The sequence below is a fragment of the Novosphingobium sp. ERW19 genome, from assembly GCF_012641315.1.
GTDB lineage: Bacteria > Pseudomonadota > Alphaproteobacteria > Sphingomonadales > Sphingomonadaceae > Novosphingobium.
This window is the reverse complement of the sequence record NZ_JABAIC010000002.1, coordinates 390393-404713: the sequence shown is the minus strand read 5'-3', so window position 1 is coordinate 404713 and position 14321 is coordinate 390393. Positions and strand designations below refer to the sequence as shown.

Annotated in this window: 4 protein-coding genes; all 4 read left to right on the top strand. The window is 63.0% G+C overall.

Translation table 11 applies throughout. The features are described 5' to 3' along the window. Positions 1–237: 237 nt before the first annotated feature. On the top strand, positions 238–1935 hold the full coding sequence (locus HGI46_RS05300) for a ShlB/FhaC/HecB family hemolysin secretion/activation protein (RefSeq protein ID WP_240946590.1): 1698 nt from the start codon (positions 238–240) through the stop codon (positions 1933–1935). After that, positions 1935–10271: a hypothetical protein gene (locus tag HGI46_RS22345; protein WP_168903381.1), complete on the top strand. Its 8337-nt coding sequence runs from the start codon at positions 1935–1937 to the stop codon at positions 10269–10271. The genes HGI46_RS05300 and HGI46_RS22345 overlap by 1 nt, the downstream gene beginning before the upstream one ends. Then, on the top strand, positions 10268–13351 hold the full coding sequence (locus HGI46_RS05290) for a CHAT domain-containing protein (RefSeq protein WP_346766675.1): 3084 nt from the start codon (positions 10268–10270) through the stop codon (positions 13349–13351). Before HGI46_RS22345 ends, HGI46_RS05290 begins: the two co-directional genes overlap by 4 nt. 112 nt (positions 13352–13463) lie before the next feature. After that, on the top strand, positions 13464–13787 hold the full coding sequence (locus HGI46_RS05285) for a hypothetical protein (protein ID WP_062344572.1): 324 nt from the start codon (positions 13464–13466) through the stop codon (positions 13785–13787). The last annotated feature ends 534 nt before the right edge of the window (positions 13788–14321 follow it).

Sequence of the window (14321 nt, the reverse complement as noted above, 5' to 3'; positions counted from 1 at the left end):
CGAGGCTATCTCGGTCAAGTCGATTTGATTCAAGTGCTTGAAACAAATGTTATTGTGCAATCGCCGGTCCTCGGCGATTGCACGATCCGCATTTGTTGCTAAACATGAACTAGCGATAAACAGAACAGAACGGGCCGCGTCGACGATTTATCCGACGGGGGCACTTACAGCATGACGTTCAGGGAGATGCGCAAGCGGGGCTTGCTGGCTGGCGGAGGCTTTCTTGCCTTGGCTGCAATGGCATCCACTCCATTTCCGGCGCTCGCGCAATCCGCACCCGGCCAGGCTACCACTCCGCCATCGCGGGATGAACTTCGCGGTATTACCGGGCGGCCTCCCGAATCTGCACCGCGCCTTTCCGTCAGGAACGAGATCGAGCGTTCGCCCTGTCCGCTCGAAGACGCGCAATATGCGGACATCAAGGTCACCTTGAGCGAAGTGACCTTCAACAACCTGAAGGAGATCGCACCGGACGAGCTTTCCGAAACGTGGAAGTCGCTTGCGGGGACTCCGCAGCCGATCTCTGTCCTGTGCCAGATCCGTGACGCTGCCGGAACCATGCTGCGCAACAAGGGCTACCTTGCAGCCGTTCAGGTGCCGACCCAGAAGATCGAGAACGGCCAGGTCCGGATGGAAGTGATCTACGCCCGGATCACCACTGTCAGGGCCCGTGGTGAGACGGAAGGGGCTGAGAAGAAGCTGCAGCAGTATCTGGGCGCGTTGACCGGCGAGGAAGTGTTCAATCAGCGCCGCGCCGAACGCTATCTTCTGCTTGCCCGAGATTTGCCGGGGTACAACGTTCAGCTGACGCTCAAGCCCGCCGGCACTGGCGCGGGCGATCTCGTGGCCGAAGTCAGCGTATTGCGCGAACCCTATGCTCTCGACCTGACGATCCAGAACCTTTCGTCCGAAGCCACCGGTCGGTTCGGCGGACAGCTTCGCGGCCAGTTCTACGGACTGACGGGCATGGGCGATGTCACGACGCTGTCCTACTATGCGACGTCGGATTTTTCAGAGCAGCACATCCTGCAGGGCAGTCACGAATTCCGCCCCGGTTCTCGTGGGTTGGTGGTTGGCGGTCAGTTCACCTATGCCTGGACCAAACCCGATGTTCCGGGGCTTCCGGCCAATGTCTCGCTCGATGCGCGAACGCTCTACGCCAGCCTCCATGCCCGCTACCCTCTCCAGCGCTCGCTTGCCCGAAACATCTGGCTCAGCGGGGGCTTCGATCTGGTAAACCAGGACGTCGACCTGATCGTGCCACTCACGCAGGACAAGATCCGCGTGGCATGGGGGCGACTGGACGTGGACGCCGTCGACACGTCCCACACCCAGCCGAAATGGCGGCTCGCGTCTTCGTTTGAAGCGCGCCAGGGCCTCGCCATCCTCGATGCAACGCGGCCATGCGCGGGCGCTGCCTGCGCCACGGCACTACCCGCCAGCCGTGCCGACGCCTCGCCAACCGCAACGGTCGTGCGCTGGCAGGGCGAATACGAGCGCGCGTTTGGCAAGCTGTCCTTCCTGCTCGCCCCTCGTGCCCAATACGCTTTCAAGCCGCTGTTTGCGTTCGAGGAATTCTCGACCGGCAATTTCACGATCGGTCGCGGCTTCGATCCTGGCGAGCTGATCGGGGACAGCGCCGTCGGCACCACGGCGGAACTCAGGGGGCCGCGCCTGCCGATCGGCAGCAGCCGGGAAATCCGCGTTCAGCCGTTCGTCTTCGCCGATGCCGCGTGGGTCTGGAACAAGGGTATATCCGGATCAGATCGCCTGACCTCTGCCGGTGGCGGGTTCCGGTCAGACATCGGCTCCCGCTTCCGTCTGGAGACGACGCTGGCCGTGCCGCTTGAGAAGGTCGGGCTGCAGGCCAGCCGTTCAAAACCCCGCTTTCTCATGACTTTGACCACGCGACTGCTGCCGTGGAGGAACTTCTGATGCGCGCTCTTGTAAAGGCTCCCCGCAAGCAACTGCTTTCGGCATCCGGCATTGCGCTTGCTGCCGCTCTTGCTGCATCGGGCTCTGCCGCTCAGGCACAATCGTTCCAGGCGACACCGACCTCGACGTTCGGCTCTGTCTCGATCAACCAGGGTTCGGGCACGACGGATATCGTCGTGTCCAGCCCCAGCGCCGTCATCAACTGGACGCCGACCGATACCGCAACCACAGGCGGGCCGATCATATTCCAGTCGGCCGGCACAACGGCGACATTCAGCAACAACCCTGCATCGAACAGCGACTTTGCGGTGCTCAACCGCATCATCCCGTCCGGCTCGACGCGGCCGATCCAGTTCGATGGTACGGTCGTTTCGCGTCTTCAATCAGCGGCGGGTGGCTCTGCTGCAGGCGGGACGGTGTTCTTCTACAGCCCCGGCGGCATCCTGATCGGTGCATCATCGGTGTTCGATGTCGGCAATCTGGTGCTGACCACCTCCGACCTCAATTACAATACGACTGACGGCAGTTTCGACACCAGCGGCGCCTATGTCTTCCAGCCAGCCAGCGTGGCCGGTTCCCAGATCGTCGTAAGCGCCGGGGCGCAGCTTGGCGCAACGACCGACGGCTCATACATCGCCATGGTCGCGCCATCGGTGGTCAACAACGGCACGATTACCGTCAATGGTTCGGCAGCACTTGTTGCGGCCGATGCTGCGACGATCACCTTCTCGCCGAGCGGCCTGTTCGACATTCAGATCGATTCCGGCACAAGCGCAACCGGTACTGTCGCAGCGAACAACGGGACCATCACCGGCCCTGCGGCGACGGACCCGTCGTTTCTCCATCGCATCTACATGGTTGCCGTTCCGAAGAACGATGCGATCACGATGGCAATCGGCGCCGGCAGTTCGCTGGGCTTTGACATCGCGGGGGCTGCCGATGTCAACGGCAATACGATCGTGCTGTCTGCCGGCAATAACGTGGTCGGCGGCAGCGCACAGAATTTCGCGTCGAGCGGAGGCGGGACCGGGCTTGCAGGCATCTCGGGCGGGGATGCTGATTTCACGTCGAACCTCGAAGCCCGTCTGACTGGACAGTTCCAGCTCGGATCGGGCACGAGCGCGGGTCTGAACTTCGCCTCGAATGTCTTCGTCAGTTCGAGCGGTGGCGATGTCAGCATATTCGCGAATGCAGGGGGACAGGTAAACTTCGCCGCCAATGTCGAGTTCTATGCGGACCGCAGTTCGGGCAATCCTGCGGTAGCGGCTGTTGGCGGTCAGGCGGAACTCTACGCCACCGATGGCGGCACCATCGACGTCGCGGGCGACGTTCACCTCAGCGCCAATGGCTATGGTGCTGCAGCGATCTCCCCCGGTACCAGCGCCGGGAATGGGCAGGGCGGATTCGCAAAAGTCCAGTCCAACAACGGCGGTGCCATCACCATCAGCGGCGATGTGCAACTCGATGCCATCGGCTTTGGCGGACAGACGCAGAGCGTCAATACCGGTGCCGGTACAGGGACGGGCGGCACCGCATGGATCCTTTCAACCGGGACTGGCGGATCGCAAGTCAACATCCAGGGGGCAGCGCTACTTGACGCCTCGGGCCGGGGATACGACGGCAATGGCTGCGTCACCTGCACCCTTGATGGCGGCAGCGCTTTCGGCGGGCTTGCGGCAATCCGCGCCAATGGCGATTCTGCGATTGCGATTGGCGGCTCGTCGAACCTCACGGCCCAAGCGCAGGCCGGCAGTTCGGCGAATATCTCGGGCGGCAACGCCACGGGTGGCCAGATCAGCGTTTTTGCACTCGATACCGCGTCACTGTCGCTTCACGCCATCAGTGGATTTGCAAACGCGATCGCGGGAGATGGTACGACTGCCGGTGGTTCGGCCCTTGGCGGCAATGTTTCGCTCTCCACCAGCGCAACCAGCGGACCCGGTGTAGTCATCAACGGGCAGGCACGTCTCGACGCTTCGGCTTTCGGCGGCAATGGCTTCGGATCGGTTGGATCGTCGGGCAGTGCAACCGGCGGTTCGGTCAATCTGTTTGCCAACACCACAAGCATAACGATCTCGGACCTGCTCGACGTAACGGCAGCTGCTTCGGGCGCCTCCGCCACAGGCCTGGCATCGCCGGTAACGGGCGGGTTTGTCACCGCCGAGGCGCGCAACGGGGCGACTCTTTCAGCGTCTGCGGGTATTTCCCTCACCGCGAACGCGACCGGCGCTGTAACCGGCGACACAGCCGACGCAGGCGATGCGACCGGTGGTACTGTCGATGTCTTCGCCAACGGCGGCACTGTCCAGACTACCGACCTGTTCGTGTCTGCCAATGGCAGCGGTGGCACTCAGTTTGGCTTCGGACCGTCTGGGGACGGAACCGGTGGCCTTGCTCGGCTGCGCGTGTCGCCCGGAGGGGTACTTGCGGCGAGCGGGGATATCTCCGTTGCGGCCACAGGGCGCGGCGGTGATGCGTCAGACGGGACGGGAGCGGGCGGCTCGGGCACTGGCGGTACTGCGCAGATTGTCATGACGGGTGGACAGTTGTCCGGCGGTGCTGCGTTCTCGTTTGTCGCCGAAGGTTACGGCGGTGGCGGGACGTTTGCCGGTTCCGGTCAGGGTGGCGTGGTCGATATTGCGATTTCTGACGCCAGTTTCGTGACCAATGGCATCTCTTATATCGGCGCGATCGGATCGGGCGGCGACGATACCAGCTTCGGTTCCGGTGGCAGTGCTGGCGGGGCGACAGGCGGGACGATCACGTTCAATGCCAACCGTAGCACGGTCCACCTCAGCCAGACCGGCAGCGTCTCCTTCGAGGCAACCGGGTTTGCCGGTGGTGGCCAGTCCAGCGCCGTGGGGCAAGGTGGAACCATCAGCTTCACGGCCGGAAGCTCTACGGTCGATTCCTTTGATGGCTTGAACCTGTTTTCCGAAGGGTTCGGCAGCACGAGCAGGGCTGGCGGAACCGGTGGAGCCGGACGCGGCGGAACGATCACCGTCAATGCCAATGCGGCGCTGACTGCCCCTACTCTTGTTTCAGCGCCGTCAATCTCGATCAGCACCGTCGGCCGTGGCGGAGCGGGGGGAACTGCCCCCGCGATCGGAAACCCCGGCGGTGACGGTGGCCTTGGGCAGGGTGGCACGATCAATCTGAATGCGGCTGTCGATGGTGGCTCGATCAGTACCAGCCAGATCTTTGCTAATGCGTCCGGCGTTGGCGGCAGCGGCGCTTTGGGGACGATGAATTCTCCCAACGGCGATAGCGGTGGAAACGGCGGCGCTGCGCTTGGCGGACAGATCAATCTCAATTCCGTCGCAGCTTCAGGCGGAAGTGGAGCAGGTGGCTACGATCTCGGTTTTGCCGTCCTCAACGCGGGGGCGCTTGGCGGCGCAGGCGGAAACGGGGGCGAAGGCCCGACGCCGGGTGCTGGCGGCAGTGGCGGCTCTGCGACAGGGGGGACGATCAACCTGTTGTTCGACCGTGGCGGCAGTCTCCTCTCGTCCACTGATGGGTTCAATGCGCTTGCTGATGCCACCGGCGGCAACAGCGGAAGTTGCGGCATCACTTGCAGCGCCGCTGGCGGAGCCGCAGTGGGCGGCTCCATCAATCTGGTCTCGAACGGCGCGACCAGCGGCAACGCAGTATCGTTCACCGGAGGCCTCAATCTTTCAGCGTTCGGCAGCGGTGGCGGATCGTACGGTGCAGCAGGTGGCGATGGAGCGGGCGGTAACGTCGTCGCCCGGCTTGGATCGGGTCTGTCCTTCGCTGCCGACGATGTGACGATTTCGGTAACGGGCGAGGGCGGTGATCAGTTCACGTCCCTCGGCGGTGGCAATGGCACGGGTGGCAACGCATCCTTCATTGCCTCGGGAACGAGCACTGCCACGATCTCGGGCACGCTGGCAATCTACTCGGACGGCACGGGTGGCGATGGCCGGGATGTTGGAGCCAACGGTGGTATCGGAACGGGTGGCACCAGCCGCCTCTACAGCGATGGCGGCACCATAACCATTGCAGGAGGGGCAACGATCGAAGCGAGCGGCTTTGGTGGTGCCGGGTTCCTCAACGGACCTAGCGGCCTTGGCGGTGCAGGCGCTGGCGGCACTGCTTTGCTTACGGTCGGTACGCCTGACGCCATTGGCAACAACGGCAGCATCGACATCGGCGGATTCACGTTCGTCACGTCGGAAGGCACCGGTGGCGACAGTTTTGCAGGTGGCATCGGTACCGGCGGTTTTGTGGGCATCTCGGCAAGGCAGGGAACGCTTGCCCTCGGCCAGACATTCGCAACAGTTGACGGATTCGGCGGCTTCGGCCAGTTCGGCGGAGCGGGCGGCGCTGCGCAAGGTGGCGAAATCGAGGTGTTCGCCAACAGTGCGCTCGAAGGCGCAAGTTCCGTCACCATCAGCAATCTCAATGCGGATTCGTCGGCATTCGGGGGCTTCGGCGGTTTGGCGTCGTCACCGACCGACAATGGTGGCGCCGGTGGCGATGCTGCTGGCGGCACGGTTCTGATATTTGGCACTGCAGGCAATGGCCAGTTGCAGATCACTTCCGTCAACGCCTCCGCCGGTGGCTTCGGCGGCGGCGGCGGTGATGGACTGACTGGCGGAGCAGGCGGAGACGGCACAGGCGGTGGCGTCCAGCTTGGAACCAGCAGTGGCCTTGATACAGGGGCGATCAACACCGGATCGGCAACCTTCGGTTCTGTGCTCACCAGCGCTTCGGGCGGCGGCGGGGACGGCGGTGCGGGTGATCTTTCGCTCGGAACGGGCGGCAATGGTGGCCTTGGGGCAGCAGGTGGATCGACCTTGCTCGTGCGCGGCAGCCAGGTGACCATCACCGGCATCGGCAGTTTCAACGCCCATGGAACAGGCGGCAACGGTGGTGACGGCGCAACCGGAGGTACCGGTGGTAACGCGACGGTAGGTAACAATAGCGCGACCAACCTGGTTTCGGGTGTCGCCTTGGTGGTTACCAACCGTTTCCAGCAGCCAAGCCAAACGGGCAGCCTTAGTGCCGGCGACTTGAACTTCAGTGCAATTGCCTCTGGCGGCGCGGGCGCGACGAATGGAATTGGCACCATCATCGGCGATGCCATCGATCTGGAAATGGTTGGTGGCAGCTTCACTGGCACGAATGCTTCATTCGTTGCTATTGCCGATAATGTCGCTGCAAACGCGCTTTCAGACTACGTTTCGTTGACCAATTCGACGGCGAACCTCTCGGGCAGCCTGTTCTTTTCGACGCCCAACGCCTTCTCACTTCTGCTCGATCAGTCCACCTTGACTGCGGCCAATGTGGCAATTGAAGCAAGCAACTGGGTGCTTCCGGGGACAGCTCCGGCAAGCGTCGGGACTTTGACCGGTACGAATTCGCTGAGCCTCTCTTCCGGCCAGGACATCGTCGGCTACGCCAACCTCTCGACCCAAGGCTCGCTCACGCTGCAGGCACTGGGACGGATCGATCTGGGTTCCTTGTTCGCCGTCGGCGCGATTGATGTGACGGCGGGCGGGGACATCAGTCTTGGCGATCTGACATCGGGCGATTCCATCGATCTCGAGACCCTGGGCGTCACTGTGACCGGCAACATGGTGGCGGGGACTTCCGTTACGGTGCAGTCGGCCGGCAGCGTGACGACCGGCAATCTTTCAGCCGGGACAGGCACGCCGAACGGCAGCAATGGCGATCTCTATTCGGTCGGGATCACTTCCGGGGGCAGCGTTCAGACAGGCTCGATCTTTGCCGCTTCTGACGCTGGCATCAGTGCAGTAGGCAGCATTTCAACGGGTTTGGTCCGCGCGTTTGACACCCTTCTGCTGGCGGGCTCTAGTGTCACCGTTGACAGCCTTTCGGTCATCAATCGCACGCTGATTGCAAACGCTTCGATGGCCACGCTTGGTCAGACGGCGAACGGGTTCGACAAGGAGCTCGTCTATGCAGCCGCACCCGTCGCGACCGGGGGACCGGTGCAGATCACCAACGCATCCGGCTCCGGCAGCCTCACGGTCGCTGCAGGCGGGTCGCTGACAACCGGCAACCTGTCGGTTTCCAACTCTTTGAGACTCGCAGGGGGGGGAAGCGTAACTCTTGGGCAACTCTCGGCAGGTTCGGGTACGCCAACCGCCAGCGGGACCGGCCTGATTTCGATCGCGTCTGACGGCAATGTCAGCACAGGCAACCTGACCTCGAGTGGCGACGTCCGGGTCGCGTCCGGAGGTGGCCTGAGCACCGGTACCGTAGTTGGATATGATGTCCTGCTCGGTTCCGTCGGCGACGTTTCCGTGAGCGGTCTCAATGTCGTCAACCGCGTCCTCATTGCGAACAGTTCAATGCAGGCGCTGGGGCAGACCACCAACGGGTTCGACAAGGAACTGGTGTTCGGCGCGACGCCAGTGGCGCTGTCCGGGTCGGTGACGATTTCCAATAACTCGACCGTCGGCTCGCTGCGGATCGCCGCTGGAACCGGTGTGACGACCGCCAACGTGTCTTCTGGTGGGCGCATCGGTATAACGGCCAATGGGGCGATGAGTTTTGGCAACCTTCAGGCCCAGACCGATCGCATCGAACTGATCACGCGAAGCCAGTCGATAACGGCGGCATCGCTTATTTCGGGAAGTGACATTCTCGCGAGCGGAACCTCGTCGCTCAATCTCGGCACGGTCAGGGGCAGGGATGTGGTGCTGCTTTCGGGTGGTACCGTGTCGGTGCAGACGGTTCTGGCCGGGGCCATCTTCACGGCAACAGGCCAGATCACCAACGCTGTCGGGCGCCTGCTGATTGCTGACAACTCGATGCTCCCAGTCACGGCTCAGCCCGGAAGCATCGATTATGCGGCGATCTTTGCGACAACTCCGATCATCACCGGTAGCGATGTGACCATTGGCAATGCCGCGATTGCCGGCCGGATAGCCGTTGCAACCGACGGTGACTTCTTCGGCGCCGGCATGCGCGCGTTTGGCGATATAAAGATCGAGTCGTTTGGTACCGTCACTGTTGGACGGCGCTGGCTGGCCAATCAGGTGCGAATCGTTTCCAGCGACATCTCAATCATCGACAACGGGAGCGCGACGCTTCCGACCGGTCAGACGATCCTTTCGGGGATCCAGACGACGGACACCGGCTTTGTCGATCTCATCTCCAACTCGACCAGAACCGCGCTGATCGGGGACGGGCTGACGGCGAATGGCGGGTACGCGCTCAGCAATGCCGAGATCGGGCTTGTCTCGACCGGCGAGCTGCTCATCGCTGCGGTCGATCGCTCGGCCAATGCCACCGACATGCTGATCGGCAATGTCTCGCTGGTAGCGGGCGGCGCCATCGGGTCGACCAATGCGGCTGGCACGGCCGGCAAGATCGTCTTTGCCTCGGGCGACCTTCTGACCGAGACGCCTGGTGGGGCGATCCGTGTGGTCGGCACGATTTCCGGCACCGGTTTTGCCCAGTCGAACATTCTTGAGTTCACCACCGGTCGTTTCGAGCTTGATGCTTCAACGGGGGCGATCAACCTTACCTCGGCCAGCCAGGCCGGCGCCACTGCCCCGCTGGGGGGCGTGCTGGAGATCAATGCAGACCATATCCACGTGGCGTCGGGAAGCATTCTCGAGAAGCTTGTGGCTGACCCACTCTACGAAGGCCGGATAGCCGAACTGAATGCGCCAGCATCGGTTCAGAGGCCGGAAGGGGTGCTGCGCAGTCTGGGGCTGGATCTTTATCCTACCGGCACGCTCTATATCCAGAACACCGGCACGGCGCTCAATCCCGCAGGGTTCCTTGCAGACGCCGACCTGACGGATGTGACGGCGCCGGCAAGCGCTGCGGCCGGATCGATTTCGATTGTCGTTAACGGTGCTTTCCAGACTCCCGGAGGGATCGTTTCCGGAGCGGCGGCGCACGGACTTGTCGTCAATTCCCCCGACGCCGACTTCACGCCCTTCACGACTGACAGCCAGATCAACGGCTGCCTGTTCTCTGTGGCGTCATGCGCTTCTGCCATGGAAGGCCCCGACACCATTGGGGCCATTTCGGGCCAGATCGCGATTATCTCTACCGAAACGCTGGGCAGCACGCCGGCCTTTGTCGAGGAACCATCTGCGCCGACTTCCGATGCGGAAAGCGATGATCCCGCGCAGGAAGAGCAACAGCAGGAGGAGCGGGCGACCGAAGGGGAAGATGCGGCCTCCAGCCCCATCGCTCCGCCACCACAGCTGATCGACAGCAAGCCTCTCGATCCCGTGGGGCAAATCGAACAACCGGTGGCCGGCAGTGGCAATCCGGCCCTGATCGGGTCGATCGTGAACGAAAACAGCGCGGAAGGAGAGGCCCAGTGAACGCGCGCATCAAGGCAATTCGCAGCAGCGCCATGGTGGCGGCACTCATGGCGTCGGTGGCGGCACCGGTGCAGGCGGCAGAACGGCAGCAGCCGCTTTCGATCCGCAACTCGTTCCGCGTCGGAAGTTCCGGTGTCACCTGCACCGCGCAGAATGCTCCGCTGGACAAGCGACTGAGCGGGATCTTCGATCGTGGTTACCGGGTCAGCTGTCGCGACGCTGCTGGCGCAGTGGGGAGTCTCATCGCTGTCAGGCGCGACATTGCCATGGGCAGCGAGCCGACCGGCCTTCCCGGTGTGACCTTGGCCTGCGGAGGCGAGGGCAGTGTTGCAATCGAAACGCTGGGCCGGGTCAGCGCAGTGAACTGCCGCGACCAGAACGCGAATGTGGAGTACAAGCGCTATGCGGTGAAGCGCGGTGGGACGACCTTCTTCGTCGAAGGGCTGGCTGGCTATGATCCGGCGCTGCGACTGGCGCTTGCAAGCATTGTCAGTGACAGTCCGGTGCCGGGCGAAATCCGTGTGGCGACAACGGAGGTCAGCGATCCAGCGGCCTTCGCGCGCGTGCAGGCGGGGCAACTCGACCGTCTGGGTGCGCGCGACGAAGGCTATTTGCGCAACAATGGCGGCCGCTTTGCCGAATCCTCGGAGTTTTTCGAGGCGCTGGCCAGTCGCGATCGCTCTGCCGGTGGGGCCGGGCTGGCAGAGGCCCTGGCCAACCAGGGCCTGCAACAATCGAACCTTGGCAACTTCACGGCGGCTGATCGCCTGCTTTCACAAGCCGTGGGAGCACTTTCGCGCGGCGATGGCGTGACGCAGCGCCTGATCCGCAACTATCGCGCAATCAACCGGCTCAACCAGCGGAAGGCAACGGCTGCGTTGAAGGAACTTGCCGCGCCCGTGACCGCAGTTGGCGACGTCTATGACAGGCCCAGCCTGCAGGCCGGGTTGATCAATGCCCCGCTGGCTGAACAGATCAACCGCGAGAGTTCGTCGCTCAAGCGGCTGGGGGCGGTCGATCCCGGCCTGACAGACCTCGAGCGCGCAGAGATCCTCGATGCGCAAGCCGACGCCCTGAAGGCAACGGCAGCGCGCGTGCAAGGCCGGCTGGATGAAGCCGTGGCGGGGTTCGAAGGCGCTGGCCGCAGGCTCGAGGCGGTCAGGGGAGGGCGCGTGGCATCGGCCGGGTGGCTGCGTGCGGAAATCCAGATCGAACTGGCCCTTCTGGCAGAAGCGCAGGGGCGCAAGGCGGACAGCGGTGCGGCTTTCGACCGGGCAATTTCCCTGATCGGCGCATCCTTCCCGCAATCACCTGCCTTGCTGGCGACGCAGGCGCGGAAGGCGGCGTGGCTTGGCCGCAGCGGCGATGAGGCCGGGGCCCTGGCACTTTATGGCAAGGTCGTCGAGGACAGCCTGTCCGTGCCTGACGCCGGCACGTCACTGCGCGATCTGCTTGGCCCCTATTTCGGGTTGCTGGCAAAGAGCAACGGACCAGACGCAGCCAAGGCGACCTTCGCGGCCTCGCAAGTTCTGCAGCGTCCGGGCGTTGCGCAGACGCAGGCCGTGTTGGCGCGCCAGATGTCCGAAGGCAATGACGAGGCGGCGGCTCTGTTCCGCCTGTCGCTGGTTCGCACCCGCGATATCGCTCGTACCGAGGCTCTGGTCGAACAGCTTTCAGCGGTCGCCATGCCTGACGAAGCGCAGAAGGCGCAGCTGGTTTCCGCGCAGGACAACCTTGCCTCGTTGCGGCGGGATCAGACGGCGCTGGTGAGCCGCTTGGCGGCGTTTCCTCGCTACAACGTGCTGGCCCCGCGTGGCGTTGAACTGGCGGAACTGCAGGCCGCGCTCAAGCCCGGAGAATCCTACTACAAGCTGATGCTGGTGGGTGACCGCGCTTATGGTCTGTTTGCGACGAGCGGCGATGCCCGCGTCGTGGACCTTGGCCTGACGCCAGCGGCCTTGGCCAAGCAGGTTCAGGACATTCGCGATACGATCGTGAAGGTCGAGAACGGCCAGCAGGTCAACTATCCCTTCGACCTCGACAAGTCCCGCGCGCTCTACAAGGCGGTGTTCGGACAGGTAGAGGATCTGCTGCCCGGCACGCGTCATCTGATCTTCGAACCAGACGGTGCGATGCTGCAGCTTCCGCCTACGGTTCTGGTAACCGGCGACAAGGGCATCGAGGCCTACAAGAAGCGAATGGAGAGCCCGGATGGCGATCCCTTCGACTTTACCGGGGTTGAATGGCTGGGCCGTGGCCGCGAGGTCTCGATTGCGGTGAGCCCACGCGGATTTCTCGACATTCGCAAGCTCGCAGCCTCCGGGGCGCCGCGCAATTATCTCGGGCTGGGGCATAATGCCAAGCCGGCGCAGCGTCCGATGGCAGCGGTCGCAGACGAGTGCGACTGGCCACTGGCCACGTGGCAGAACCCGATTTCTGCCGACGAGCTGTTCTTCGCGCAAAAGAAGCTCAGCCTTGGCGGTAGCGCGGTGAAGACCGATGCGCAGTTCAGCGACAGTGCCCTGCTGAGCGAAAGTGACCTCGATCAGTATCGCGTGCTGCACTTTGCAACGCACGGCTTGGTAACGGCTCCGCGCGCGGATTGCCCGGCACGCCCGGCGCTGGTGACCAGTTTCGGGGACATGGGCTCCGATGGCTTGCTCAGCTTCCGGGAAATCTTCGACCTGAAGCTGAATGCCGATCTTGTGATCCTGTCTGCCTGCGATACGGCCGGGATGGCAACGGTTGCCGCCAGCCGGGAGGCGGGCGTCACCACGGGCGGCAATTATGCGCTCGACGGCCTGGTTCGCGCTTTCGTCGGCGCGGGTGCGCGTTCGGTGATTGCCAGCCACTGGCCGGTGCCGGACGACTTCGACGCGACGAAGCGCCTGATCGGCGGTGTGATCGATTCGAAGCCCGGACAGGAGCTCGCCAGTGCTCTGGAGGGAGCTCAGGAAAAGCTGATGGACGATCCGAACACTTCCCATCCATTCTACTGGGCTGCATTCATCATCGTGGGCGACGGCGCCAAGCCGCTGGTAACCGGCAATGCACCGATGGCGACGCAAGCCTCGCGATAAGTGCAGCTTTCATTTCCGCTACGTAAAGGCCCGCAGGTGATCCTGCGGGCTGAACTTTGCGGTTAACGGGCCGTCCTCAATCCTGTCGGAAACACAGGATCGGAGATGCGCAATGTGGCTTGAGAACAACGGCACGGCACGCCGCTCTCCGTGGTCTCCGGCCGTTCCTGAAAGCCCGATCCCGGCGGCCTATCGCCGCGGCATCTTCAGGGCCAAGGTTAATGCCCACGAATTGACCAGCACGCACGCGCAGATCGAATGCCTGGAGAATCCGAGCCCGGGCACCATGGTTTGGCTGACTTTCACGGGTCTCGAATCACGGGCGGCGATCGTGGAGGAAAGTGCAGCGTTCCGGATCAGGCTGCGGTTCGTCGAACCATTCCATCCCGCAGTGCTCGATGCCATCCTGCAGGGCCGATTGGGCGTGTTCCACTGAGGCAAAGACAAAGCCGGCACACGTCCGGCGCCCCGATGGAGGGGTGAGCCATGCCGCTGAATTGTCTGGAAGAAAATGGCTCCCTGAGTAGGATCATTAGTCAAGTGCATGGCCGATTTTGGAAGACCACTAAAAGTGCTGAATTATATATGTTTAGATGCATATATGGTGCATGATCGTGCATTGACCGACACCGAAAGCCACCCTAAAGTGTGGGGAAAGGTGTGGGGAAGATATGGGCAAGCTGACTACTGCTAAGGTGCGATCTGCAAAGGCGGGAACCGGTGCCAACGGCAAGCCGGTCAAAGCCACGTATCAGGATGGCGACGGTCTTTTCCTGATCTGCGCACCGACCGGGGCGAAGTCATGGATGTTGCGGGTTCAGGTTGACGGCAAGCGGCGTGATATTGGTTTAGGCTCGCTGGACGTTGGCGCGGGCCGAAATGCTTTTGCCGAGGGTGACAAGCGGCTGGAGGAAACGCCCCTGATGCTGCGCAAGCGGCTTACCCTTGCCGAGGCGCGCGAGAAGGCTGC

What these genes read in the sequence shown, in the direction of transcription:
- HGI46_RS05300 (WP_240946590.1), top strand. Translation starts at nt 238, where the DNA reads ATGGCATCCACTCCATTTCCGGCGCTCGCGCAATCCGCACCCGGCCAG.
- HGI46_RS22345 (WP_168903381.1), top strand. Translation starts at nt 1,935, where the DNA reads ATGCGCGCTCTTGTAAAGGCTCCCCGCAAGCAACTGCTTTCGGCATCC.
- HGI46_RS05285 (WP_062344572.1), top strand. Translation starts at nt 13,464, where the DNA reads ATGTGGCTTGAGAACAACGGCACGGCACGCCGCTCTCCGTGGTCTCCG.